Origin of the sequence: Methylobacterium sp. Leaf94 (assembly GCF_001426045.1) — a bacterium.
Lineage (GTDB): Bacteria > Pseudomonadota > Alphaproteobacteria > Rhizobiales > Beijerinckiaceae > Methylobacterium.
This window is the reverse complement of sequence record NZ_LMRM01000032.1, coordinates 1-23465: the sequence shown is the minus strand read 5'-3', so window position 1 is coordinate 23465 and position 23465 is coordinate 1. Positions and strand designations below refer to the sequence as shown.

Annotated in this window: 22 protein-coding genes, 1 tRNA gene and 2 pseudogenes; 10 read left to right on the top strand and 15 right to left on the bottom strand. The window is 63.6% G+C overall.

The features are described 5' to 3' along the window. Nucleotides 1-623 precede the first annotated feature (623 nt). Nucleotides 624-1256, bottom strand: a complete 633-nt coding sequence (locus ASG63_RS15450; RefSeq protein WP_055956504.1) for a 2OG-Fe(II) oxygenase — start codon at nucleotides 1254-1256, stop codon at nucleotides 624-626. Between the two features lie 195 nt (nucleotides 1257-1451). On the opposite strand from ASG63_RS15450, the gene ASG63_RS15445 reads away from it, so the two are divergent. Together ASG63_RS15445 and ASG63_RS15440 are read left to right on the top strand one after the other, a co-directional pair. Then, nucleotides 1452-1745: a hypothetical protein gene (locus ASG63_RS15445; RefSeq protein ID WP_156389580.1), complete on the top strand. Its 294-nt coding sequence runs from the start codon at nucleotides 1452-1454 to the stop codon at nucleotides 1743-1745. A gap of 137 nt (nucleotides 1746-1882) precedes the next feature. Next, nucleotides 1883-3994: an ABC transporter ATP-binding protein/permease gene (locus ASG63_RS15440; protein WP_056218110.1), complete on the top strand. Its 2112-nt coding sequence runs from the start codon at nucleotides 1883-1885 to the stop codon at nucleotides 3992-3994. 3 nt (nucleotides 3995-3997) lie between these two features. On the opposite strand, the gene ASG63_RS15435 is transcribed toward ASG63_RS15440, so the two are convergent. From ASG63_RS15435 to ASG63_RS15425, 3 genes are read right to left on the bottom strand one after another with little or no spacing between them, the layout of a single operon-like run. Beyond that, entirely contained in the window at nucleotides 3998-4714 is a 717-nt protein-coding gene (locus ASG63_RS15435) for an LrgB family protein (protein ID WP_056218106.1), read from the bottom strand. Further along, nucleotides 4711-5109 carry a CidA/LrgA family protein gene (locus tag ASG63_RS15430; protein ID WP_056218104.1) on the bottom strand — a complete coding sequence of 133 codons (399 nt, stop codon included), beginning with the start codon at nucleotides 5107-5109 and terminating at the stop codon, nucleotides 4711-4713. The genes ASG63_RS15435 and ASG63_RS15430 overlap by 4 nt, the downstream gene beginning before the upstream one ends. A gap of 13 nt (nucleotides 5110-5122) precedes the next feature. Continuing rightward, nucleotides 5123-5596: a tellurite resistance TerB family protein gene (locus ASG63_RS15425; protein ID WP_056218101.1), complete on the bottom strand. Its 474-nt coding sequence runs from the start codon at nucleotides 5594-5596 to the stop codon at nucleotides 5123-5125. A 225-nt stretch (nucleotides 5597-5821) separates the two neighbouring features. Between ASG63_RS15425 and ASG63_RS15420 the strand changes: the two genes are divergently transcribed. Together ASG63_RS15420 and ASG63_RS15415 are read left to right on the top strand one after the other, a co-directional pair. Further along, nucleotides 5822-5897, top strand: a tRNA-Thr gene (locus ASG63_RS15420). A gap of 381 nt (nucleotides 5898-6278) precedes the next feature. Further along, nucleotides 6279-8216, top strand: a complete 1938-nt coding sequence (locus ASG63_RS15415) for a putative bifunctional diguanylate cyclase/phosphodiesterase (RefSeq protein ID WP_056218099.1) — start codon at nucleotides 6279-6281, stop codon at nucleotides 8214-8216. Nucleotides 8217-8238: 22 nt separating this feature from the next. Here the strand turns inward: ASG63_RS15415 and ASG63_RS25380 are convergent. The 6 genes and pseudogenes from ASG63_RS25380 to ASG63_RS15390 all read right to left on the bottom strand — a co-directional run. Next, nucleotides 8239-8358: pseudogene (locus ASG63_RS25380) on the bottom strand (DUF4113 domain-containing protein); the annotation flags it as partial. Between the two features lie 122 nt (nucleotides 8359-8480). Further along, entirely contained in the window at nucleotides 8481-8822 is a 342-nt protein-coding gene (locus tag ASG63_RS15410; protein WP_056218097.1) for a hypothetical protein, read from the bottom strand. Nucleotides 8823-8832: 10 nt separating this feature from the next. After that, nucleotides 8833-10824, bottom strand: a complete 1992-nt coding sequence (locus ASG63_RS15405) for a hypothetical protein (RefSeq protein ID WP_156394215.1) — start codon at nucleotides 10822-10824, stop codon at nucleotides 8833-8835. A gap of 71 nt (nucleotides 10825-10895) precedes the next feature. Next, nucleotides 10896-12188 (bottom strand): Y-family DNA polymerase, encoded by a 1293-nt coding sequence (locus ASG63_RS15400; RefSeq protein WP_056218092.1) that lies wholly within the window; start codon nucleotides 12186-12188, stop codon nucleotides 10896-10898. Beyond that, on the bottom strand, nucleotides 12185-12640 hold the full coding sequence (locus tag ASG63_RS15395) for a LexA family protein (RefSeq protein ID WP_056218091.1): 456 nt from the start codon (nucleotides 12638-12640) through the stop codon (nucleotides 12185-12187). Before ASG63_RS15395 ends, ASG63_RS15400 begins: the two co-directional genes overlap by 4 nt. Next, nucleotides 12637-12843: a hypothetical protein gene (locus ASG63_RS15390; RefSeq protein WP_443189798.1), complete on the bottom strand. Its 207-nt coding sequence runs from the start codon at nucleotides 12841-12843 to the stop codon at nucleotides 12637-12639. The genes ASG63_RS15395 and ASG63_RS15390 overlap by 4 nt, the downstream gene beginning before the upstream one ends. Nucleotides 12844-12993: 150 nt before the next feature. On the opposite strand from ASG63_RS15390, the gene ASG63_RS15385 reads away from it, so the two are divergent. Continuing rightward, nucleotides 12994-13263 (top strand): DUF6894 family protein, encoded by a 270-nt coding sequence (locus ASG63_RS15385; protein WP_056218085.1) that lies wholly within the window; start codon nucleotides 12994-12996, stop codon nucleotides 13261-13263. A 700-nt stretch (nucleotides 13264-13963) separates the two neighbouring features. On the opposite strand, the gene ASG63_RS15380 is transcribed toward ASG63_RS15385, so the two are convergent. The 3 genes from ASG63_RS15380 to ASG63_RS15375 all read right to left on the bottom strand — a co-directional run bounded on the left by ASG63_RS15380 (nucleotide 13964) and on the right by ASG63_RS15375 (nucleotide 15488). Continuing rightward, entirely contained in the window at nucleotides 13964-14281 is a 318-nt protein-coding gene (locus ASG63_RS15380; RefSeq protein WP_056218082.1) for a helix-turn-helix domain-containing protein, read from the bottom strand. A gap of 26 nt (nucleotides 14282-14307) precedes the next feature. Next, the gene (locus ASG63_RS24435; RefSeq protein ID WP_244479931.1) at nucleotides 14308-14733 is read right to left on the bottom strand and encodes an addiction module toxin RelE; all 426 of its coding nucleotides are present in this window, start codon (nucleotides 14731-14733) and stop codon (nucleotides 14308-14310) included. Between the two features lie 425 nt (nucleotides 14734-15158). Beyond that, on the bottom strand, nucleotides 15159-15488 hold the full coding sequence (locus tag ASG63_RS15375; protein ID WP_056218079.1) for a hypothetical protein: 330 nt from the start codon (nucleotides 15486-15488) through the stop codon (nucleotides 15159-15161). A gap of 192 nt (nucleotides 15489-15680) precedes the next feature. On the opposite strand from ASG63_RS15375, the gene ASG63_RS15370 reads away from it, so the two are divergent. Both ASG63_RS15370 and ASG63_RS15365 read left to right on the top strand, forming a co-directional pair. After that, nucleotides 15681-16361, top strand: coding sequence for a thermonuclease family protein (locus ASG63_RS15370; RefSeq protein WP_056218076.1), 681 nt, complete (start codon nucleotides 15681-15683; stop codon nucleotides 16359-16361). Nucleotides 16362-17153: 792 nt separating this feature from the next. Further along, a complete protein-coding gene (locus ASG63_RS15365) occupies nucleotides 17154-17687 on the top strand; it encodes a MucR family transcriptional regulator (RefSeq protein WP_056218074.1) in 534 nt (177 codons plus the stop codon). 87 nt (nucleotides 17688-17774) lie between these two features. Here the strand turns inward: ASG63_RS15365 and ASG63_RS15360 are convergent, their stop codons facing one another. Both ASG63_RS15360 and ASG63_RS15355 read right to left on the bottom strand, forming a co-directional pair. Beyond that, the gene (locus ASG63_RS15360) at nucleotides 17775-19505 is read right to left on the bottom strand and encodes a sensor domain-containing diguanylate cyclase (RefSeq protein ID WP_056218071.1); all 1731 of its coding nucleotides are present in this window, start codon (nucleotides 19503-19505) and stop codon (nucleotides 17775-17777) included. Nucleotides 19506-19853: 348 nt separating this feature from the next. Continuing rightward, entirely contained in the window at nucleotides 19854-20321 is a 468-nt protein-coding gene (locus tag ASG63_RS15355; protein WP_056218116.1) for a MucR family transcriptional regulator, read from the bottom strand. Nucleotides 20322-21315: 994 nt separating this feature from the next. Here ASG63_RS15355 and ASG63_RS15345 point away from each other — a divergent pair. From ASG63_RS15345 to ASG63_RS15335, 3 genes and pseudogenes are all read left to right on the top strand, one after another. Further along, nucleotides 21316-22317, top strand: coding sequence for a helix-turn-helix domain-containing protein (locus tag ASG63_RS15345; protein WP_056218065.1), 1002 nt, complete (start codon nucleotides 21316-21318; stop codon nucleotides 22315-22317). 246 nt (nucleotides 22318-22563) lie between these two features. After that, entirely contained in the window at nucleotides 22564-23007 is a 444-nt protein-coding gene (locus ASG63_RS15340; protein ID WP_056218061.1) for a DMT family transporter, read from the top strand. 82 nt (nucleotides 23008-23089) lie between these two features. Continuing rightward, a pseudogene (locus tag ASG63_RS15335) lies at nucleotides 23090-23465 on the top strand (IS5 family transposase); the annotation flags it as partial.

The window sequence follows — 23465 nt, the reverse complement described above, 5'->3', positions numbered from 1 at the left end:
CCTGATCCGCCTGGGCTAGATCGGAGAACCGTAAGTCCCACTCCGGTCACCGTCACACCCGCTGCGTCGGACACGGCGGGAGCCCAATGACCCATCCTTTTTCTTTCCCCGCACCGCCTTCGCCGTAGCTGTAGGCGGTTCTCCCCCCAAAGTCGTTTCCCGTCGCTGTCGGTTGGAGCGGCGAGCCGCGGACCGGGAGGCCAGGCGAACCGGACGCGCGATACATGCGAGCGACGCAGATCGATGAGTCGCGCGCCGGCGTCCGGAAGGCATTTCCCGGCGGACACGGCAACACGCGATTGTCAGGGCTGAGCAATGTCTGCAGAGCCGAGTGGAGAGAGTCTCCGATCCCGCTATCGTCAGGCTCACGCGCGTACCACCCGCGATCTTCGCCGCACATGTCGGGGCGGCCGACGGCGCGCGCATAAATCCAGCCCCGCTTCGGCGGAAACCGGGTCGACAGAGAGGGGTGTGAGTGAGGGGAAGCCGACCGGGACCTAAGGAATCTCCGAAGCGCGAACGGTCAGGCTTGCTGCCGGGATCGCGCGGAAACGATGCGCTGCCGATCGGGTGGGGGGCCCCGGTCCCTTGAAAACGGAGCCAAACAGGCCTTTGGTGCGGACCTACCGTCCGAAGATGCCCTTCAGGAATTGGGCGGTGCGGTTGCGCTTCTTCTTGCGCTCGAGTTCGTTGGCGTCCTTGACCCATGCCACCTGCACGACGCGGCGCTCGCCCTCGAAGGGCTCGTGGCCGTGCCAGGAATTGTCGGCGCGCAGGAAGGCGAACATCGTGCCCATGGTGGGCGGCACCTCGACCGCGAAGGGTTCGTAGTTCTTGCCGTCGTAGAGCACCCGCAGGCGGCCGGCGGCCGGAGCGTCCCAGGCATCGTTCATGTAGATCAGCATCGTCATCACTTTCGACGGGCCGTCGGTGTGGATCGAGCCGTATTTCAGCTGGCTGCGCTTCATGATGGTGGTGAGGCGCGGGCAAGAGACCAGGTCGATGCCGAACTTCTCGCCCATGATGCGGGAGAACGCATCGCTCTCAAGCTCGTCGATCAGCGCCTTGAAGCGACCCTTGAGGGCGACTTCGTCGACCGTGAGATAGCCGGGCTTGGCAATCGCGGGGAAATCCTGGCGGATCTCGTCGACGGCCTCGGGCTTGAGCACGTCATTGCCGAGAAAGAAACTGTAGGGCTCGCGCGAGACAGGGGCGGCCCGCACGGCATCAAGGTTGAGGATCGACAATCCCGTCATGGCTTCGACGTTCGTCCGTTCGGGCGCACCAAGCCCGGTTTGAGCGGGTGCACGCTGGGTTGGAGCGCCGCTGCGAGGGCGCAATCCCGGTGGATAGAGCGCCCGATTGCGGCAAGCGGACGGCAAGCCCTTTCCGCGCAACACGGAAACTGCCATGCTTGACCGTATCGAAACTGAAAAGTGGCGCCGAGTATCGTGACGAGACGCCTCGCACTCGCCTTCTGCGTCGCCCTGGCGACGCCGGCCAGTGCCCAGAGCCCCCTCTCGACGACCCAGCGCATGATCTGTGCCGATGCAATGGCTCTGGTGAAGACCCGAGGTTCCGTCGCGATCAGTTCCGGCGGAGCGCCCGAGCGCTTCGTACGGGACCGTAGCCAATGCAATCTAACCGAAATCGCCGAACTCCGCTTCGTGCCCACCCGGGACAACCCAGAATGCCCAATCGGCTATCGCTGCCGCGAGCCGGAATTCGGCGACTGGGACTGGTGAGACGGACCGGCGGTACGAGGATAGTCCGCCGCAGCGGTGCGCCACGATCTCGCCACGACCCGCCTGCAATGCCGATGCATGGGCGGTCCCCCCGGGGCACGGCGCCGGACGATGACTAGAACTGAGGGGAGACGCGCGTGGCCGTATTGAGGACAGGCCTCGGCCTGCAAGCCGCCGTCACGGCGCTCTTCGCCCTCGCGCTCCTGGTTTCACCCGGCGTATCCGCACCGCTCTACGTCAGTCTCAGCGGCCTTGCCATGGCAGGCATCCTGCTCGCATCGGGGCGCCTCTCGTCATACCTAAAGGTCTTCGTCTCGGTCTACGGCGTCGGCTACCTGTTCCTGGCCGGAGCCAAGCAACTGGCGGTCATGGGTTTCCTGCCCCCGACGCTCGCCGCCCTCCTGCCGCCGAGCTTCGCCGCAACCGGGGCCGTGGTGTTCGCCGGCATCGTCTTGGCGATCTCGTACCTCGAGCCGATCCGGGCGATCACGCTGATCGCGGATCCCTATTTCGCCACCACCGACAAGCCGACACGGGAGATCGGACCCTTCCGCCTGTTCGGCAGCACGGAGGGGAAGGTTGGCCAGCGCCTCGTCGCCCTGTCGATCTTCATCACCTTCGCACAGGTCGCCCTGCAGCTGCGGCTGAACTTCTGGTTCCGCGACCTGTTCAACGCCCTCCAGGAATACAACTCCGACGCCTTCTGGTACCAGTTGGTCTGGGTGTTCACGCCGCTCGCCACCATCTGGGTCGTGGTCGGCATGTTCGACACCTTCGTGGATGCTACGCTTCACATCCGCTGGCGCACCTGGCTGACCCGCAGCTTCTACGGTCGCTGGCTGGATGCCGGGACGCATTACCGGGTCCCCTTCACCGGGGAGAGTGCGGACAACCCGGATCAGCGCATCCAGAGCGACATCAACCTCTTCATCTCCCAGACCACCACGCTGTCCATCCGGCTCCTGTCTCAGGCGGCGACCCTGGTGTCCTTCATGGTCATCCTGTGGGGCCTGTCGCGCGACTTCGTGCTGCCCTTCACCGATACGGTGGTGCCGGGCTTCCTCGTCTGGCTGGTGGTCGGTTACGCGGTGGTCGGAACCTGGCTGACCCACGTCATCGGACGCCCCCTCATCGGCCTCGACTTCCGCCAGGAGAAGGTAGAGGCGGATTTCCGCTTTTCCCTGGCCCGGACCCGCATCTACGGCGAGCAGATCGCCCTCCTGCGCGGCGAGCGTGCCGAAACGGTGCGCCTGGGTAGCCTGTTCCACGCGATCGTCGACAACTACCTCGACATCATCGTCCGGCGGATCAAGCTCGGCAGCTTCACGCTGTCCTACAGCCAGATCAGCGTGGTGTTTCCCTACATCCTCGCCGCGCCATCCTACTTCCTGAAGAAGATCACCCTAGGTCAGTTCCAACAGACCGGCGATGCCTTCAGCAGCGTGCAGTCCTCGCTGTCGTTCTTCATCAATTCCTACGTCACCATCGCAGCCTACCGCGCCAACACCAACCGCCTCTCCTCGTTCCGGCAGGCGATGACCAAGGCGGAGGCGATCGGAGGGACCGGCGAAGGCCTGTTCCAAGGCAACGACACCAAGGGCGACGTCACGGCTTCGAAGCTCAGCCTCGGTCTGCCGGACGGACGGGAGATCGTGGCCGCAGACGCTTTGACCATCACGAAGGGCGGCGCCACGCTGCTCACGGGTCCCTCAGGTTCCGGCAAGTCGACCCTGTTCCGTGCCATCGCGGGCATCTGGCCCTTCGCCAAGGGCCGGATCGACCTGCCCAAGGGACAGTCGGCCCTGGTCCTGCCGCAACGACCCTACATCCCTCTGGGGACCCTGCGCGGCGCCGTCGTCTACCCGAACACCACGGACATGTTCCCGGACGAGGCGATCCGCGACGCCCTGGTGGCTGCCCAGTTGCCGGCGCTCGTCGACCGTCTTGATGAGGTCGATGCCTGGGATCAGCGCCTCTCCGGCGGCGAGCAGCAGCGGCTAGCGGTGGCCCGCGCTGTCCTTGCCAAGCCCGACTGGCTGTTTCTCGACGAATCTACCGCCGCCCTGGACGAGCCGAGCGAGGCTGCGATCTACCGGATGCTGCGGGAGCGCCTGCCCGGCACCACCATCGTCTCAATCGGCCATCGGTCGACCCTGCACGCCCTGCACGAACGCCGCCTCGACATGCAGCCTGCCAATGATGGCCGGTTCGTGCCCCGCGACGTGCCGTCGCCCGTCGCCGCCGAGTAAGGTTCAGCGCAGGAACGTCACCGCGATGGGTGCCAGGATCGCGGTGAGGAACGCGTTGAACCCAAGGGCGATGCCCGCGAAGGCGCCCGCCACCTCGTTCACCTGGAAGGCGCGTGCGGTGCCCACGCCGTGGGCGGCGAGACCGGCTGCGAAGCCGCGGGCCCTCATGTCCCGGATGCGCAGGACGTTCATCAGCGGTGTGACGAGGATGCCGCCGGTCATGCCGGTGAGCATGACGATGACGGCGGCGAGCGTCGGGTCTCCGCCCAGTGTCTGAGCGATGCCCATCGCGACGCCGGTTGTCACGGATTTCGGCGCCAGTGAGACGATGACGTCACGGGGAATACCGAAAGCTTGGCCCAACAGCAGGGCCGAGCTCAGCGCGACCACCGAACCAACAACGAGGGCTGCCAGCATCGGCGCGAGAGAGCGCAGCACCGTGGCACGATACTCATGAAGGGGAATCGCCAGTGCCACGGTGGCCGGCCCCAGCAGAAAGTGCACGAACTGGGCGCCCTCGAAATAGGTGGCGTAGGGCGTCTTCGTAAGCTCCAAGACGGCAGCGGTGAGCGCGATGGCGATGAGGACTGGGTTCGCGAGCGGATGGCGGCGAGTCGCCAGAGCAATCCGGTCGGCCACCACGTAAGCGAGCAGCGTCACGGTCAGCCACAGAAGCGGCGTCCGCGAGAGATAGACCCAAACGGCGAAGTCGCCGGTCACGGCCGCACCTTCGGCTTGGCGAGCCAGCGCGAGACTGCGACGAACGTCAAGGCCGTGGCAGCCAGAGTGGTGACTGTCGAGACCACGACCACCACCGCCAACGCGATTCCGTGCACGGCCAGAACGTCGAGGCGACCGACGATACCGGCTCCGGCCGGCACGAACATCAGCGACAGATTGGCGAGAAGCCCCTTGCCGGTACTTTCCAGGCGACCGTCCACCAGGGGGGGCGCCAACATTCGGGGGGCCAGGTGGGTGGCTCGATCCCGCATGACCAGGAACAGCAACAGCAACGCCATGCCGATCAGGGGTCCGGGCACAGGCAGGTGGCTCGACCGCGCCAGCGCCTCGCCGATGAGCTGTGCCAGGAGGATCAGAGTGAGGCTGAGAATCATCGTGGCAGCGCGCTCAACTGAGCGAGACCTGCCCTTCCGCGGCACTGCGCCGGGCCTCGCCGATGGCAGCCTCATCGAGGCCGAGAAGGCCGCCGAGACGCCAGACCAGGGCCTCCTCGAACTCGTGGACGCTACCGTCCGCTCCGGCCACAGACCAAGCCATGGCAAGGAGGCGGGCCCGCCGATCCGGCCCGACCTCGTGCCCGATCATCTCGACGAGTTGTGCCATGTCGCGGGTCTGGGCGTCGAACGCGGCGGCCCGCGCGATCAGCGCCTCAGCCTCTGCCCTGGTCTCTGTGAACCGGCCCTCGACCAGACGGCCGAGGCGCTCGGTCTCTTCGGGGGCGAGGATACCGTCGGCCCGCGCCACATGCACGAGGAGCGCGATCGCTGCCAAGCGCTCATCGGCCTCCTCAGCCGCCGTGGCATGGCTTCCGAGACCGAAGGATTCGGCGGCATAGGCACGGAGTCGGGCAATCAGGGACATGGAGATCCTTGGAACGTCGCGAATCCTTTGAGGTCGACCACCGGGCCGTCAAGCAACCGGCGGCGTCGCCAGCACGATGCCCTGGCACCGTGGCCGTGCTGCATCGCTTTTCCCCGCGCATTCCACCGCCCGCAACGCCGGTCGAAGCTTGCCATTCCACGCCACGACCGATATGACCCTCCCCCGAACGGTCCCGTTGGACATCAGCGTCCGATCCGGAACCGCGCCGCAATAGCTCAGCTGGTAGAGCACCTCATTCGTAATGAGGGGGTCGGGGGTTCGAATCCCTCTTGCGGCACCACTTTTCTCCCGTGAAAGCAATGACTTAGGAATGACGGCGCAAACCGCTGTCTGAAATTATTTATCGGTGGGCAGCACACGGGCAGCACAGTTGTGATGCCTAGAATCGGTCTCGCTGCGGCAACCAACCACAGATCCCCTCACGGCAGTCACGAGCGACTGGGCTCTCTCCCGCTCTACGGTCAAGTTGTTGCGCGCCTGCCCTAGGCGGTCGCCGCCCCTTCCCCTATCCCGCCCGGCCCGCAGCAGCAGCCGGTCATGGTCACGTTTTCGTGGTGCGAGCGTGGATTGATCTACTTAGTGTGGTCGCTCAGCAATCGATTAAGGCTCCGCAGATAAAACGAGCATTCTTTCGAGGCGGAGCGGCAAGGCTATCGAGACAATGCGCCCAATCCCGAGCGACAGCTCATCCTTGGATAGGCTGATCCGCCGCGACCAATTGGAAGCAGTGCGAAAGAGCCTGCAGCAAGCCATTCCGATCAACATAGCGCTGGGCTTCACCGGAACTCTGGTCGCGATCCAGGCCGGGCAGGGTCGAGCAGGCTGCATCTGGTTCGCAGCCTCTACCGCCGCTAACTTCCTACGCATCGGGCTATGCCGCGCCCCATGCCTCGGCTTAGCACAGACCCCCGACATGCCGCCGGACGCCGCTGCCGCAGCTGCACGCTCGGTCGACCAGCACCTACGCCTGTTCGTCGCCGCAGCGTTGTTCTCGGGCTGCGTCTGGGCGTTCCTTTCGCTGCTCTGCGGCGGGTACACGTCAGCACAGGCGTTGTTCTATCTTACGGTGACATGCGGCATCACGGCCGGAGCTGTAACACACGGCATCGCGTATGCGCGCATTCCATCGGCCTTCATCACCCTGCCTCTCCTCTCCGTCGCAGGATGCCTCCTGTACGCGGGCGGATTCGACCGGAACTGCTTGGCATTTGCAGTTCTCCTCTATCTGCTTGCACTTCTCCGAAACACGACTGCGAGCGAGACTGTGTTTTGCCAGGCAAGTCGGCTTAAGAACGAAGCCCGTGCTGTTGCCAAGGAGATGCAGACACGGGCGACCCACGACAATCTAACGGGTCTTCTGAACCGTGCTGGGTTCGTCGAGGTAGGTGAGGCTCGGCTCGCGCGAACCGATCGTCGGCTATGTCTCCTACTAGTCGACCTTGATGGCTTCAAATCGGTGAACGACGTCTACGGCCACAAGATGGGCGACCGCGTGCTGAGGGAGGTCGCAAGCCGTCTTGAAGCCGTGCTTCCGCCAGGTGGCTGCGCTGCCCGTCTCGGTGGCGACGAGTTCGCGATCCTGCACGACGCGGGCGAGACGGACGAAGCGCCTACGGATCTAGCTGCGCGTCTCATTCATGCTGTAGCCCAACCGTTCGAGAGCTTCGACGCTGGCCGGCTTGGCGCGAGCATTGGCATATGCACCGACCCAGCCGAGAGTTTGACCCAGCTTCTCAGTTATGCCGACGAGGCCCTTTACGCTGCCAAAAAGGCAGGCCAGAACCGGTTCTGCCTGTTCGGCAATCGCCTTCGAGCGCGCCTTGAGATGCGGCGAGATTGCGAGCGCGACCTCTCGCATGCCTTGGCTGAAGGCGGTCTCGAGGTCTGGTTCCAGCCGATCTATGGCGCGGGCGGCCGCACGATGACGAGCCTGGAGGCCTTGGTACGCTGGCAGCACCCAGTCCATGGCTGGATCCCGCCCGGTGATCTCATCGCGGCAGCTGCGATGGCAGGTCTGACCGAGTCGGTCCTTCGCTTCATCCTCGAACAATGCTGTGGCATGCTGCTGACACTCCAGGATCGTGGCCGGATCGATCTGTCGGTGGCCATGAACATTTCGCCGCGCGAGATGGCGCAGATCGCAGTTGATGAGATCGTACTCCAGCGCCTGCATGCCCTCGGGGTACCGCCAACGAGCTTCGAGATCGAAATCACCGAGGAAACTGCACTCGACATTGAAGCAGTACGGGACAAGCTGACCGCCGTGTCGCGGGCAGGTGTCCGTGTCACGCTCGACGACTTCGGGGCTGGCTATTCCTCGCTTGCTTCTCTCCGGCAGCTTTGTGCGGATCGGGTGAAGATCGATCGGGGTCTGGTCACTGGACTGGCCGAGTCAGACGACGCGCGCGGGCTCGTTCAGACCGTGCTGAGCCTTGGTGCTGCTCTCAACCTCGAAGTGGTAGCCGAGGGTGTCGAGACGCCGAAGGATCTCGCCGCCTTACAGGCATTGGGCTGCATCTTCATGCAGGGCTATCATTTAGGCCGACCTGCACCTGCAGCAGAGATCCTGGCGATGCTCTCGGCTGTCCGCGCTGCATGAACCCCGGCCTTGGCACCTCCGATCAGGCGTGAGCGATCGGGAGCTCGGCCACCTGGGTGGTGTAACGCGGGCTGCGCATCTCGAATTTTGTCGACCAGGTCCGATTCTCCGTCAGGCCAGCCCTCGCCGGAACCACGGCGCCCTAGCCGAAGCGCACATGAATAGCGGCAGCGCACCGATCTAGTGATGCGGCCTGCTTGCTTGGGTCCATGGCTCGCACCATTGAGGCGCCTTCCGCTCAGCCGGAAGTCGACAGCCTGGAGCCTACGGCGTGGCGTACGGGGCGCCGTAGGAGTTGGCGTTCTCGCGCACGTCGAAGCGCCCGCCGAACTCATCTTCGCTCAAGCGGGAAATCAGGTTGTCGACGCTCACCAGGTAGTCGCCCTTCGCGTAGGACGCGCCGCCAAGCTTCAGCGTCTCGGCCACGGGATCCCACCCGATGGAGCCGTCTTGTGCCCACTGATCGATCGCATGGAAATTGCCAAGCGTGCTGGAAAACCGGAGCGCCTGGGCATTCTTGCCCGTGCTCCGGTCTCTGCACCGGATGACCTGGGTGTCGGCGAAAATCCTGTTGTCGAATTCGGACGAAGCGGTCATGCGCGGCATGGATGCACCTTCAGGAATTGACGAGGCCGAACAGCTGGCCGCCGGCGCGACCCATCTTCCCCGAGCCGTTGCCGGGGATCAGGGTGACGGCCTTTTCGGCGTTGAAGCCGACGAACGTGTTGCGCGCCGAGGTTCCGGTCTCGATGATCGCGGCGCCCGCGACCGCCGCGTTCGTCGGCTTGATCCGGGAGAACCTGAAGGCGTTGTCCGTACTGTCCTCGACCAGCACGCCGACGTTGCCGCGCTGGAAGCGGTCGTAGCCTTCGGCCGAGCCCCAATCGACGGTCAGGTCTTTGCTCTGCAGGATGATCGCCGTCGTGTCGTTGTCGATGGAGATGGCGATGCCCACGTTCGCCGGGTAGTTGATGCGCTGCAGCAGAAGTGCGACGCCGCCGGCGCCCTGTGCGTTTCCGAGCCACTGCCCGACGATCGTGAACTGGCCGAATACGCCGGTCGTCGCAGCGCCGCGAGAAATGACGAGGAGGTTCGGCGAGGTGTCGCAGACACAAGCCGTCATCAGGAACCACTTGCACTCCTTCCCGACCGTGCTGTCGCCGATGTACCAGGCGAACCCGCCGGCTCCGGTGCTTTCGGTCGAGATGTACTTGGAGCCGGTGCAGGCGGTGGCGCGGATCCCGACGTTGGCGCAGCTCTCGTAGACGCTGCCGAGGTCGATGACGCAGTTCTCCTGCACGCCTGCGATGCCGTCCGGCTGCACCAGGCCGTTCCAGTTCTGTAGCGTGCCGGTGCCCGCGACCCGCAGCCACTTGAGGACGAACTGCCAGGACGTGGCGATCTGCACCGCGTCCCGGCAGGAATAGAACTTGGCGTCAATCGACCCTTCATAGGCCGCTTGCAGCACGATCCCGTGCGCGTTGGTGCTGCTCATCCCTCCGCCGACGATGTTGCAGGGGCCGATGTTGAACCCGATGATGCTCTCCGGGACCGTGGCCGCCGTCTGCTTGATGACCGGGAAGTTGCCGGCCGCGCGGATCGTCGTGGCGTCCCGGCCGGCGCAGATGACGTTGAGCCCGTGACACCCGCTGATGTCCCACGACGCGCCGAGCTGCATGATGCCGGGCGGGATGTAGACGTTGAAGCTGCTGAAGTACTTGTTCGTACGCGCCCGAATGTATCCCGAGATCGCGTTCACGGCCGCGCTGTCGTCGGAGACGCCGTCGACCTTCGCGCCGCCGGCCCACTTCGGATCGGTGACGTTGATGTGCTCGGCGACCACCCGCTTGCGGAAGTCGGCCAGGGTCTCGGCATCCGAGAAGCCCGCCGCCGGCTGCTGCGCCGTTGCCTTCGCTGCGAGCTGAGTTCCGAAGTCAACGAACTGCGAATTGACACCGGCGAACAGCGTGTCGAGACCTTCGATATCGTCGGGCTGAAAGCGAAGATCGCCGGGCGGCATGCCGAGCCGGAATCGAGACAGCGCCGAGAGCGCGTCCGGACCGACGATCCCGTTGGGCAGCTTGCCGTCGGAGCGCCGGACGTTCTTGACCGCATCGACCAGGCCGGCGATCGCGCTCGCGATGTTGTCGAGCTCGTCGTCGATACGAACCCCGGGCTGCATGCCCGTCGGACTCCCGGTCTGAAAGCCCTTGAAGCTGAAATCGCGCTCGTACTTGGTCGGATCGGGCATCAGAAGCCCTCCCGATCGCGGTGAGCAGCCTGCGCAGTCCGGCGCGATGACCCGCGACCCAATTGAGCGCCTGCGTATGCCGGCGAGGGGAGGACGGTGTCGGGTTCGGAGGAGCTGGCCATGAGCGATCGGGCTTTCGTCCGAGGAGCGATGGCCGAATTTACGAGTGCAGTGTGCGCGATAATAGATGGGGTCTATGGTCAAATATTCGCGCGTTAGTTTTCTCCTATGGCATCGATAGGGGTCAGCTTCCATGCCATCGACGCGCTTAAGCGTGCTATCTGGACGTATGCCTCGCCGGTTCTTTCTCCTCTTCTCCTTCGCGCTCGGACTTTCCGTTGCCGGCGGCGTGCTCATCCTCCTCCGGTCTCCGACGCCGGTCGAGCAGCCTCAAAACTGAGCCTCCGGGCGCGCGCTTGCCACCTGGATCAGGCATGCGCCGTCGGCAGCTCACTTACCTGCGTGGTGTAGCGCGGACTGCGCATCTCGAACTTCGTCGCCCAGGTCCGCTTCTCCGTCAGCCCAGCCCGGGCCGGCACGACGGTGCCCCGACCGAAGCGGGCATTGCAAGCATCCATGGCCGCCATCAGCGGCGCGCTGCGCTCGCGGTCGAGCTGGCCGATCAGCGCCCGCGGCGCGTCCTCGAGGAGCTTCAGGTCGGTGGTGACCACGCCGGCCTTGCTGTAGCGCCAGGGCCGGTCGCCCGGCGCCTCGCGCCAAGTGCGAGCCACGCCGTCCTGCGCTGCCTTGATCAGCGACAGCGTGTCGTTCGTGGCCTCGGGCAGCGTTACCGTCGTCGAGACGGACCGCATCGGGTCGCCGCGGTCGTGCTCGCTCGTATGATAGAAGACCGAGACGTGCGTGGTCCCAAGGCCGCCGCGCCGCAGCTTCTCGCCAAGCCGCGTCGCGTGGGTGGCCACGGCCTGTTCGAGCGTCTCGCGCTCGGTGATGCGGCGGGAGAACGAGCGGGTGACCGCGCAGCCCTTGCGCTGGGCCGGCATGAGTTCGAGCGGCAAGCAGGCCAGCCCGCGCAGCTCGTAGATGATGCGCTCTCCTACCACCGTCATGGCCTTGCGCACTGGGCGCGGGTCGAGGTCGCGTAGGTCTGCGACCGTGTCGACGCCGAGCCCGATCAGCTTGGCGAGCGAGGCCCGGCCGATGCCCCAGACCTCGGCCACCGAGATCCGGCAGAGCCAGTGGTCGTAGGCCACCGGGTCGGTCAGGTCGCACACGCCGTCGAGGTCGGGGATCGTCTTGGCGATGTGGTTGGCGAGCTTCGCCAGGGTTTTCGTGGGCCCGATGCCGACGCAGGTCGGGATACCGGTCCAGGCCCGCACCGTGGAACGGAGGTCTCGCGCGAGCGCCACCCGGTCCCGGTCGCGAACGTCCGAGAGGTCGAGGAAGCTCTCGTCGATGGAGTAGATCTCCACCGCCGGCGAGAAGTCGCGGTAGACCGCGTTCGTACGGGCGCTCATGTCGCCGTAGAGGGTGTAGTTCGAGGAGAAGACGCGCACTCCGTCGCGCCGGCACTGCTCACGGATCTTGAAGAACGGGTCGCCCATCTTGATCCCGAGCGCCTTGGCCTCGGCCGTGCGGGCGATGGCGCAGCCGTCGTTGTTCGAGAGCACGATCACCGGCACGCGGGCGAGCTTCGGATCGAACACCCGCTCGCACGAGCAGTAGAAGCTGTTGCCGTCGATCAGCGCGATAGCCCGGCTCATCGCACCAGCCCGGCGCGGGCGACGTGCCAGCGGATAGAGAAGCGGACCACGCCCCAGATCTCGCCCTCGATCAGATCCTCGACGGCGAAGGCCGGCAGGTCGGGATTGTCGAAGGCGAGGCGCGCGACGTTGCCCTCGATGACAAGGCGCTTGAGGCTCATGGTGCCGTCGACGATCGCCACGACGACGCTGCCGTTGCCGGGCTTGAGGCTGCGGTCGGCCACCGCGAGATCGCGGTCGAAGATGCCGGCGCCACGCATGCTGTCGCCCGAAATGTTCCAGGCGAAGGTGGCCGGCGGGTTCGGCGCAAGCCAGCGTGGGAGTTCCAGGGAGCCCTCCAGAAAGTCGTCGGCCGGCGACGGGAAACCGGCGCAGAGCGCGGCCCCCTGGATCGGGATGCGGACCGTGCCGGCGCTGTGTGGCGGAAGCTCCGCGATCTGCAACAGCTTCATCGGCCGGCGCCCGGACTGATCGCGCCCTCACGGATGTAGCCCCGCGAGATGAGGCGGCACTGCTGCGCTGTCTGGCGCTCGGCCTCCGCCAGATCGCCGAGCGCATCCTCGACGGCCTGCACGAGGGCGGCCCAGGCATCGCCGCGCGCCGCGCGGTGATAGGCGAGCGCGATGGTCTCCGCCTCGGTCAGGCGGATGTCCACAGGGGGTTCGTTGGGCTGGGCCTGCATTGCGCGTCCGGCTGCTGTTAGAACACAACGGGAACAAACCGCATCGCCGGGCGTGGTTCAATCGAAACGGTCAAGCCAGGAAACAGGGCGGTGGACGCCTGTGGAGTGCGGGGTAGAAACCCAATGCCGACGCGGCTTTACCGCTTCCACTGCACAGACGGGCACGATCTTGTTGTCGATCTGCGCGGCCGGCGGCTGCCGACGCTCGCTCTGGTGCGCCTTCACGCCGAGCGGGTCGCGCTCGACCTCATGGCGCATGGCGGGCACCTCGATTGGTTCGGCTGGTGGGTCGAGGTCTATGACCAGAACGGCCGAGTAGTGCTCTCCAAGGCTTTCACCAATGTCCGGATCGACCGTCCAAGTTCTCGGAACGGAGCAGAGGATGTGGCGTGACGTTCAGTAAGGACGCCGCGGAGTTGTACCGTTTGGAAGCCGTGGCTTTGAGCCTGGGCCTGAGCGAGGACGCGTTCGAATAGATTCTGCTCGCGATGGTAGCGGAGGGCCACGCGAACGGACGCATGCCGGCAGATCAGCTGTCCGAAATCAGGCGTCGCATCCACGAGCCAGCCAACCGAATCGGCACCTATGACCAGAACCAGCATGCTGAGCTTCAGCGTGCGTGATCAACCCGCGCAAGGATAGCTGCTTCTGCGTGCCTGGATCGGCGGTCGGCGATTATGCGGGCTCTGGCGGGAGAGCGGGAGCAGGGTCATAAATGAAAACGCCCGGCGCGCTGCGATGGCGTGCCGGGCAGAACTTTTCATAGCGCGTCGGTCTACTTCGTAGGCGTCTCAGTCTGAGCGACATTTATTCTGTGACTGAGCTTCACAGCATCCCATGCCGATAAAAAGCAAGCGGTAGCTATGCAGAAAGAGAAAACCGCATAAACAGGCCAGTCCTTTTTTGCGAAGTAGAAACACGAGGCCATGGCTCCCAATGCGGTAGCCACGCACGCGAGTAGGAAAATCATTTCTGTAGTCATTTGACTGCTCGCCTCTTGGATGCGGTACGATTTCGTATCGAACCTTCGGTGTTTGGTGATCTGCCGCCTAGATTTGAGACAGTCTTAGTAAATTTCTAAAATTAGATGCGCTCAGGCGATAGCAAACGCTCTTTTGACCGCATCGGGTTCGCGGTCAATCAAGGTGAGCAGCACGCGAGCGGAAGTCTCGGGCACGCGCTTGTTCTGCTCCCAATTACGCAGCGACTCCAGCTTCAGTCCGAAGCAAGCTGCGAACTCGCGTTGAGACATGCCCATCTTCTGCCGGATAGCTCTCACGTCCACACTGGTCGGCGCCTGCCAAGGGATAAGCCGGGCAGCGGTTGTGTCGCCCTTGGTCCAGGCGATTGCCTCATCGAGACCATCAACGATCCTCTGACCGTCGTCGAACACCCTGTGCTCGTTCGCCATCACCACTCTCCTGTTTTTGTTCATTTTTATGCTCTCCGACCGGCGTAGCGATCGGCCTCCGACCTAGAGCAAGCGAGTTCGCTGATCAGGAACTCAACCTTCCGGTCGATCTCTTTCATGCGGGCCGCGCTCAGTTGAACGACATGGCCCTTCGGATAAACTGCCAGCAAGAGGAGCGGCATGTTAAGATCCCGAAAATAGTAAATTACCCTTGCACCACCACGCTTTCCGGAGCCCTTAGCTCGCCAACGGATCTTGCGGAGTCCAGAGGTTCCAGGGATACGAACGCCCGATTCTGGGTTGGCCGCGATGTAGTTCAGAAATCCCGAGAACTCTTCTGGAGTGAAGGTGCTGTCTGCCTCTTTCCGAAAGCTGCGTACCCTCAGAAACTCAATCGGATGCCCCTCGGCCTGAAACTCAATCACCTCAAATAGGCCAGTCATAATGGTCATCTCTCAGCCGGGGTTTGCGACGACCCCGGCTTGAGCATGCGCAATCACCGTGGGCTGAATCTCCTGGTAGGCCAATGGCCGACCCTTGTCAACGCATAGTCGGCCATTGGCCTACTAGCGAGCTTGCTGTCTGACACCGCAGAAATAGACACGCCGCGGATCGCTCCGGGCGGGTGAAGGTCGAGTAGGGGTCCCTAGGAGAGGGAGGCCGATTTGTAGCAGGTCAGGCGGCGGTCGCTTGCTTCGTTTGGGGGATCTGGTCGGCGCATCCGTCTTCTGAACCTAGCTGTACGAAAGCCTCCACTGGCGTATCGGGCCTTACCTCCTCGCTCCAGCCCATTCGATTGCCGTCCAGTCTGCTTGAACAACGGCGTTTACAGAGCCTGGCGTCGCCCTGGGGCTTAAGGCGCCGGGCATTTGCATGTTCAGCCAGGTGCTCGCCAGCGCCGCAGGCTCCACCGGCTCGTAGGCTTGCCGAGGGGCAGCCACTCCAGTTCTTTCGGATGGCCCTCCAGCAGATCTCGCGCCGGCTTGGGATTGTCCCCTGGGATGATCTCGACGTGGATGCGGCGGGGTTCAGTCCGGTGGGCGGATCGCTGCTCGGGCAATAGCCAAAGGCCGGCGAAGACGAACAGGCAGACTAGCGCGATGATGATCGCGCGCCAGTTCGGAGCCTCCTGGATCATCAGCACGACGAGGCCGCCAACGGCGAAGGCCGATGCAAAGCTTCTGTTCGTGATCCGATCAGACGTCATACGTCAGGGTCGAGCCGATCCGTCGCGATCCCATGAAACAAAACACTCAACTTGTCCGCACCAGGAACCTGCTCAACAGCCTGAAGTTCTCGAGGCCGCGAAGGGCCCCCCGCAGCCAATTGCAAGGCGTCCCGCTTCGGGTGCCGTTGCCGTACACAGATCTGGGCGGTCGAGGTGTGGTAGAGCCTCCGGATGCGTTCCTGGCCCCTCCTCGTCCTGCTGCTCGCCACGCCCGCGGTCGCCGACCCGATCGTCGGCCAGGCCTCGGTGATCGATGGCGACACGCTCGAGGTCCGCGGGACGCGCATCCGTCTGCATGGCATCGACGCGCCCGAGAGCGGGCAGCTCTGCAAGGACGCCGCCGGCAAGGACTACCGCTGCGGGCAGACGGCAGCGCTCGCTCTTTCGGACCACATCGGCAAAGGCTTGGTGACGTGCGATCCGCGCGACACCGACCGCTACGGCCGGGTCGTCGCCGTCTGCCGGGCCGACGCCGAGGATCTGAACGCCTGGATGGTCCGTCAGGGCCACGCCATCGCCTACCGGCGCTATGCCGAGGACTATGCCAACGCCGAGCTCACGGCCAAGGCGCTCCGGCAAGGCATCTGGGCCGGCACGTTCCAGGAGCCGTCCGAGTGGCGCCGGGAGAAGCGCGCCGGCGGCGAGCACAAGCGGCCCGAGACTGTCACGTCGCCGAGCAAGGCGAGCGGCTGCAACATCAAGGGCAACATCTCGGCCGGCGGCGAGCGAATCTATCACCTGCCCGGCTCGCGCGACTACGAGCGCACCCGCATTAACGACCGCGCTGGCGAGCGCATGTTCTGCTCCGAAGACGAGGCGAAAGCGGCGGGCTGGCGTGCTGCGCGTGGCTGACCGGAGCGCCTAACAGCACTTTTTGAGTTAGCTCACACTGACCGTCGGCTAGCTACCCTGCGTCGAATTCCATAGCAGCGCATGCGGTATCTTCTTTGCTGATCCGGCGAGGCAACCCCATCGCTTGTCTCACTGGGGAACAAGCGAAGCCTCACCGGCCAGGATCGGCACAATGTCCATTCTGACAGCACCAGAGACAGTGGAGCTGACTGGCGAAGCCCGTCGGCGAGCGATCGCAATCGCCAATGCAAATTGGTTTCGCGCCGTGGCGTGCAAAGCCCTTCGGGATGGCGGCCCAAAAGCCGAGCTGCGAGCGACCAACGCACGAGCCGCGGCGCGGATCGTGATTAAGCACGCAAGGCGCGACGCCCTTGTCAGTCGCATCACGGCCGCTGCTATGGCTGGAACCCCGACACATTTCACCAAAGAAGGCAGACGGCTTTTACAGAGCTGAGCAGCCGACCGCAGGGACGTGAATGCCGGACCCGCGGTACCGAGGCTTGCGAGAAGGCGTAGCTGGCTGGCTGGCGCGCCTCGCGGGGCTGAACAGGAGCCTGCATAGACTGAGGGTTAGTAGCGACCCGGCAGGTTCGCACGTATCTCAGGCGTGAGGTCGTTGATGAAGCGCAGGACTGAGTACCCGCTCGGTCGAGTGTAGCCCCCGAGCGGACCGCATTGCCCACTAAAATAGTGAAAAACGCCGCGATGCATCCAATCTGAGAAAATCAGGATTGATTTTTGTGTGGTTTCACGCCTTAGACAGATAAGACATCTGTACAAGGAAAATCAAAGATGGATGACGCTAGGTCTAATGTGCCTACTGACCTCATTGAGCTGACCGCCGACATCGTGTCGGCCTACGTCTCGAACAACTCGATCCCAGTGAGCGAACTGGCCAACCTACTCGCCTCAGTGCACACTGCAGTGAGCAATCTTGCTACAGGCGGCACAAAGAAGGCTGCTGAAGACGCCGTTGAGAAGCCGACGCCGGCTCAGATTAAGAAGTCGATTACACCGGATGCGCTGATCAGCTTCGAGGACGGCAAGCCCTACAAGACGCTGCGTCGGCACCTGACGCTTCGTGGGCTCACCCCCGAGGCATATCGGGCAAAGCACGGCCTTTCTGCCGACTACCCGATGACTTCAGCGAGCTACTCTGCACAACGGTCGGAGCTTGCTCGTAGCCTGGGCCTCGGGCAGCAGCGGAAGGGTCAGATCAAGGCTGCAGCTAAGGCCACAGCGGTGGAGGAGACAGTTTCCGAAGCTGCTGCCGAGACGAAGCCGAAGCGGGCTGCACGTCCGCGCAAGGCTGTCGCAGGTAAGTAGAGCAACGTGAGGCGGGGGCATTGGTGCTGCCGCCTCCTGCCCAGCCAAGGTCAGCACACCCGCATCGGCATGCGGCCAGATCGGCAGTTAGGCCGCTGCCGAGAGGCCGGAGGAGCTTGGCGCCTCCAGCGACCGAACGCAGTTGCGGCCGGCTGATTTCGCAGCGTAGAGCGCGCGATCAGCCCGCTCGATCGTGCGATCGATGTCCTCGTCGGATTTCTCCGCCTCGGCCATGCCGATGCTGATCGTCGCCTTAAGACAGGCCCCTTCCGGCTCGAATACGTTGTCGGCGACCGTCTGGCGGATGCGTTCGGCGAAGATCGCTGCTCCCTGCAGGTCGGTTTCCCGAAGCAGAACCACGAATTCTTCGCCGCCGAACCGGGCGACCTTATCGGTGGTCCGGATCGCCTCGCTGATGATCAGGCCAACCTGGCGGATGACTTCGTCGCCTGACGCGTGGCCATGAAGATCGTTGACGCGCTTGAAGTGATCGATGTCGATCATCAGGACGCAGATCGCCCGGCGATAACGCTTGAAGTAGCTCATCGCGTCCTTCGCCAGAGGCATGAACGCACGCCGGTTCAGCAGGCCCGTAAGGGCGTCTGTGTCGGCCAGCAGCTGCATGGCGTGGAGATCAGCTCCAAGGCGTCTCACGCGGTCTTCAGCGACGTGTACCGCGTTCGACGCCTCAGCCTCGATGTGGCGCGCATCCGCTTCCGCCGTGCCAATGCGCCTGAGCAGAGACCGGACGGAAGCCGACAATTGCAGAACCTCGGGGGAGCCATGCACGCGGTGGGTCATCCGTGCATTCGGCTCGCGACCCACGCGGTCGACAGCTTCTGTCAGTTGCGACAGAGGACGGCTCAGCCGTGCCGCCACCGACCGTATACCCAACATCCCGACCAGGGCTGCGCCAAGCCCGAGCAGGGTGATGAGGACGGCCAAATGATTGGCCCCCGCAAGCGCTGTATTGATGGGCTGCAGAGCGACGACGATCCAGCCTAGACCCACATAGTCGCCCCGTCCGCGGGTCGATGTCGCCGTTGCAATCCGATCACCTTCCGGGCGGAGAGCAAAGAAAGACCCGGCGGCAAGTGCTTCGGCCGTGAAGGGGGTTGCTCCAAGATCCGGCCCAAGGAGAACACGACCTGCTTGATCAATGACGATGATATCCTCCCTCAGATCTGCTCTTCGGGACGACAGCACCTCACGCCGGACAACATCAGCCCAGCGCCAGCTGAGGTGAACCCCGAGAACGCCGATGATCTGACCGGATGCATCACTGACCGGTGCAGCCAGATCCACGAACCGGAAGGGGGTTCCGTCCGCTTGTGGCTTCAGCAGTGACTGCAGCAGGACGGCGGCGTGCACGTCCTCGACAGCAGCGTGTTTGATGCCGTTCTGAAACCAGGGACGCTGGCCGACATTTGCCCCTTCGAGAACACCGCCCGTAGCAGCGCGCACGCGCCCTTCGCGATCCGCAAACCCGATCCAGGCATAATCCGGGAGCGTCCCCTGCATCCGGTCAAGGACCTTGCGAAGGCTGCCGGTATTCTCGAGCCAATGCGGCTGCAGCGCCTCGAGAGCTGCGACATTGCGAATTTCGCGTAACCGTTCGGCCATGTCTTGATCGAGCCGGTCAGCCACCGAGCGCGCCACCTGTAGAAGGTTGCTCTGGGCCATCTCCGTCGCTTGCCTGCTCGCCAGGAGAGCCGAGCCTACCGCGGTCACCCCGATCACGGCGAGAGCAATCGCACCAGCGAGCAGGCTGATTTGGCGCCTCAACAAAATCCCGTCAGCAAACTGCGTGAACGTCATGACCTATCCTCGATGGCGAGGATCGTGCCTTGCAGAGCATGCGATCACGTAAAGTTTATGAGTTAACGCGCTCTGAATAAAAACATTCGACGAATTAGTAAGTGTCTGAGCAATATCGCCACGATCTGGCGATATGTCGATCAAGACACCCAAACTGAGGAATTATGAGGCGAAGGTCTCCGCAAGTTACGAGGTTGGCCTTGTGAGCTGCGCGCGAGCAGGAGGTCTTGCGATAGGCGTTCACTAAGGATGCCAACTGGGCGGTAAACCTCGTTTCCATTGTCCGGAGTGCCGAGGCCCCGCGCCGGCGTGGCAGCGGGGCCTCGGATATTAGCTGCAGTTGAGGGGTCAGGCAGCCTTCTTGCGGCCCCCGGCCGGCGACTGCTCGTCCTCACTGCGATCAGCGATCCGACCAAGGCCAATCGACTTCGCAAGCTCGGAACGACGCGCAGCGTATTCCGGGGCGACCATTGGGTAGTCAGCCGACAGGCCGAAGCGAGCCCGGTAGCTCTGCGGATCCAGTCCGTGGGTGCTGAGGTGTCTCTTCAAGGTCTTGTAGGTCTTGCCGTCCAAGAAACTGATGATGCCCTCCGGCGTCACCGACTTGCGGATCTGAGCTGTCGTCGGCTTTTCGACTTCAGGCTCCGCCGTGACTTTGGCAGCGCCGGTAGCCAAGCCGCTGAGGGCTCCGTAGACGTTCCGGATCAGGTCCGGCAGATCGGAAGGACGAACAGGATTGTTCGACACATATGCAGCGACAATGTCGCCGGTCAGATCGAGAAAATCAGTCGATTGGGTATCTAAGTTCTCAGCCATAATGCTCTTTGATTTTTGCGCCCCCGCGCTGGGCATATCGATGATCTAAGACCAGCAATCAAGCGAAGGCATCCACTTTTGCCCAATTACATGCCTGACGTGCATTCACAGGCTAGATCGCCCCGGCGAAGTTTTCAGCCCCTCGACAACTAAGCGGCTAGCGGGTCGTTGGCTTTGGCTGCTCCTCCGAGCCACGCCATAACGGCATCGAGCGTGCCGAAGGTGTGGTCAACCTTGCTGGAAGGATATGGCCGTCTGATCAGCGGTGGATCGTCCGGCAGCTTAGCGTGCCATACGGGTGCATCGCCGCCAGTCGCGATCTCGCGAGCCACGCCGCCTATGATCTTGCCGTTGAGAACAAGATCGTAGCTACAGGACGCAAGGCGTTGCAGACTGCAGGTTATCCTCATGTACTCACGCCGGCGTCTTGACCTCGCCGACCGTCGAGCCGAACAGGCCCGGTGCTCTCATTAGCGCGTACCGCGCTGAACCGCAGTCACCTTCAGGCGCTCCTGTTCGTCGTGGGCCTCGTCAAGCAACCAGAATGCCGTAGTCGCGCGCGCCGAAGGTGGTCTGCAGCTCCCCGGCGCTTGGCCGAGTAGATCGCCGGGTTGCAGTCCTCCAGGCGCCGGGCAACGAGCTCCGGGTTTTGAACCACCTCACCGCGCAACCGCGAGATCGCACCGCTTTGGATCTACGCCGACTTCCGTCGGAAGTAGGTCGCCAGGAGATCGATGCCCGCGATCGTCGGCGAGAGCTGGCCGCGGTGGACGCTGCAAAACCGGCCGGAGTTGGAAGCGGCAGATAGCGCGGCGTTGTGCCCTACTCGCATGCCCTGCGCCGTCCCCGAGGAGCCGGACCGCCGGGTCCGCGTCGCGATTTTCGCGCCGGCGAGTTGCTTCTTACTCAAGAGATACAAAGCCAGAGGCGTGACTAACGGGCTATGGCCTCGTACGACTAAACACGTTGGCAATCCCTAGGCTCTGCAGATCGTATGACCATCGTTCCCACCCTGCACTTCAACACTGATGGTCTTGCTCCGACGGATGCCTTTGCGGCATGGCGGGATCTGATGGCGCCGATCATTCGGGTCGAGCAGAGTGAAGGTGCCGCGCCACCGCGTGGCAATCTCTCCTGCACGATGCTCGGCGACATACTCGCCAGCCGGATGGTTTTTACACCGCAACGTATGATTCGAGACCGCCGTCACGCAGCGGTGACGCCAGACCATCTGACCTTCATGCTTTACGTCTCTGGGGGACTGACGGGCGAGATCGCCGGCTGCACGGTGATGCAGCAACGGAACAGGGTGATGGCCGCCGACATGGGCCGAGAACTCGATGCGCGAGGCGCGCGCTCAAGCGCGATCGGACTGACGGTGCCGCGTCGGCTCCTGGCGGATGTCGATATCGAGCGCATCCCGATGTTTTTCGACCAGGAGCGAAACAGGCTGCTACTCGCACGCCTTTACGCGCTGTATCGGCATCTCCCCTCGACACGGATTGAGGAAGCCGCGGAGGTCGCGGCCGAGCTGACCGGGTTCGTCCGTCGCCTTCTCGATGGCTCCTCGGCGTCGGACGTCCTGCGAGGTCGGGAACTCGACGCAGGCGTCGTGGAGATGGCCGAACGCCTGATCGACCTGAACCTGCCCTCATCGAGGCTCTCGCCCGAGTGGCTCGCCGAACGTTTGGGGACGTCACGGACGTCGCTCTATCGCGCGTTCGAGCAAACTGGCGGGGTCATGCACCGCGTCTGGGAGAAGCGGCTGGAGGCGATCCGGACAGCGCTCGAGGATCCGCTTGAGACCCGGTCGATCACGCGCCTGGCGAACGAGCTCGGATTTAAAACTTTGGCCCACCTCAGCCGAAGTTTTCGGAGCCGCTACGGGGTGGCGCCTCGGGAATGGCGCCACACCCGTGTCGGCTACTCAGCTCTAACGTTCGAGAGATCCCCGGTTCAGGCCCACCACTGGTACGAACACCTGGGACAGCGCTGACGCTTCAGCAAAGCCTACACTTGAAAAATGAAAGCTTGGCAGCAATCTGCCGACTGGTGCTTGCCCCGTGCTTTGTGCTTCTGCTTATGGCAGTTATTCGTAATGAGTGCTTTCCAGTATGATACAATATCTGCACGCGCTCTCGGTGCCGCACGTGATCTAAAAGCAAATTTAAATATTGTTGCGCACCGAACTTTTTGGTCTCTCAGAGCTATATAAAGGGATCACTTATTTCGGACAAATAAAATGTGGTATCTCTACGGCTTCGTCCTGCTCGCAGGCGTCGCCAACGCCGTTCAGGCTGGTCAGAACGGGGCTTTGTCGAAAGGCCTCGCGCAGTCGCTGACCGCTGGCCTCGTTGTTGTGGCAGGTACAGCCACCTGTATTTTGGTCGTTGGCCTGCTTACGGGGCGACTGACGTGGCCCTCTCTCGACCAAGCGGTTCAAATGCCCTGGTGGGCTTGGTTCGGCGGCCTCATGGGTGGCGGGATCATCCTTGCCCAGTTCTTCATCGCTCGGCAGATTGGCGCCGCCGCCTTCCTTGGAATGTTCGTCACGGCCGGCGTCGTCACTTCGATCCTACTGGACCATTTTGGCTGGGTTGGCTTCGAACAACACCGAGCGGGCTTAGGCCGCATTGTCGGCGCCCTCTTGATGATCGGCGGTGTCGCGCTCATTGGTCTCTGCTGATCCCGGGAACGGGTTAGGGTCTGTCGTCGCCTGAACGGATTGGTTTGGCTTTCGTTTTCGTCTCTCTGATGCAGGAGGGACGATGCTGAGCGACGCGCAGTGGTCTGAACTGGAGCCCCTGGTGGAGGCCTGCCGGCCCAAGGCCAAGACGCCCCCACAGGATCTTCGGCGCACGATCTCAGCCATTCTCTGGCGGCATCAGAACGGGGCCAAGTGGCGGGCTATTCCGGAGGATCTGGGTCCCTGGTGGCGCGCTGCGCAGATCTTCATCCGCTGGTCCCGTGCCGGCGTCTGGGAGCGACTGCTTGGCCTCGTGCAGGAGCGGGGCGTCCAACTCGGGATGGTGTTCCTGGACGGCACGAACATGCGAGCGCACCAAAAGGCGGCGGGAGCTGCCAAAAGGGGGGATCTGGGCCCGAGCGAGATGCTCGTGAAGCTCTTGGCCGCTCACGTGGCGG

Bases quoted from the DNA above. Each gene is read 5' to 3' on its own strand.
- ASG63_RS15450 (WP_055956504.1), bottom strand. From the start codon at position 1,256: ATGACGGGATTGTCGATCCTCAACCTTGATGCCGTGCGGGCCGCCCCT.
- ASG63_RS15430 (WP_056218104.1), bottom strand. From the start codon at position 5,109: ATGATTCTCAGCCTCACTCTGATCCTCCTGGCACAGCTCATCGGCGAG.
- ASG63_RS15425 (WP_056218101.1), bottom strand. From the start codon at position 5,596: ATGTCCCTGATTGCCCGACTCCGTGCCTATGCCGCCGAATCCTTCGGT.
- ASG63_RS15415 (WP_056218099.1), top strand. From the start codon at position 6,279: ATGCGCCCAATCCCGAGCGACAGCTCATCCTTGGATAGGCTGATCCGC.
- ASG63_RS15410 (WP_056218097.1), bottom strand. From the start codon at position 8,822: ATGCCGCGCATGACCGCTTCGTCCGAATTCGACAACAGGATTTTCGCC.
- ASG63_RS15405 (WP_156394215.1), bottom strand. From the start codon at position 10,824: ATGAGCACGCCGCCGGCAACGGAAAGTCCGAGCGCGAAGGAGAAGAGG.
- ASG63_RS15400 (WP_056218092.1), bottom strand. From the start codon at position 12,188: ATGAGCCGGGCTATCGCGCTGATCGACGGCAACAGCTTCTACTGCTCG.
- ASG63_RS15395 (WP_056218091.1), bottom strand. From the start codon at position 12,640: ATGAAGCTGTTGCAGATCGCGGAGCTTCCGCCACACAGCGCCGGCACG.
- ASG63_RS15385 (WP_056218085.1), top strand. From the start codon at position 12,994: ATGCCGACGCGGCTTTACCGCTTCCACTGCACAGACGGGCACGATCTT.
- ASG63_RS15380 (WP_056218082.1), bottom strand. From the start codon at position 14,281: ATGGCGAACGAGCACAGGGTGTTCGACGACGGTCAGAGGATCGTTGAT.
- ASG63_RS24435 (WP_244479931.1), bottom strand. From the start codon at position 14,733: ATGACCATTATGACTGGCCTATTTGAGGTGATTGAGTTTCAGGCCGAG.
- ASG63_RS15375 (WP_056218079.1), bottom strand. From the start codon at position 15,488: ATGACGTCTGATCGGATCACGAACAGAAGCTTTGCATCGGCCTTCGCC.
- ASG63_RS15370 (WP_056218076.1), top strand. From the start codon at position 15,681: ATGCGTTCCTGGCCCCTCCTCGTCCTGCTGCTCGCCACGCCCGCGGTC.
- ASG63_RS15365 (WP_056218074.1), top strand. From the start codon at position 17,154: ATGGATGACGCTAGGTCTAATGTGCCTACTGACCTCATTGAGCTGACC.
- ASG63_RS15360 (WP_056218071.1), bottom strand. From the start codon at position 19,505: ATGACGTTCACGCAGTTTGCTGACGGGATTTTGTTGAGGCGCCAAATC.
- ASG63_RS15355 (WP_056218116.1), bottom strand. From the start codon at position 20,321: ATGGCTGAGAACTTAGATACCCAATCGACTGATTTTCTCGATCTGACC.
- ASG63_RS15345 (WP_056218065.1), top strand. From the start codon at position 21,316: ATGACCATCGTTCCCACCCTGCACTTCAACACTGATGGTCTTGCTCCG.
- ASG63_RS15340 (WP_056218061.1), top strand. From the start codon at position 22,564: ATGTGGTATCTCTACGGCTTCGTCCTGCTCGCAGGCGTCGCCAACGCC.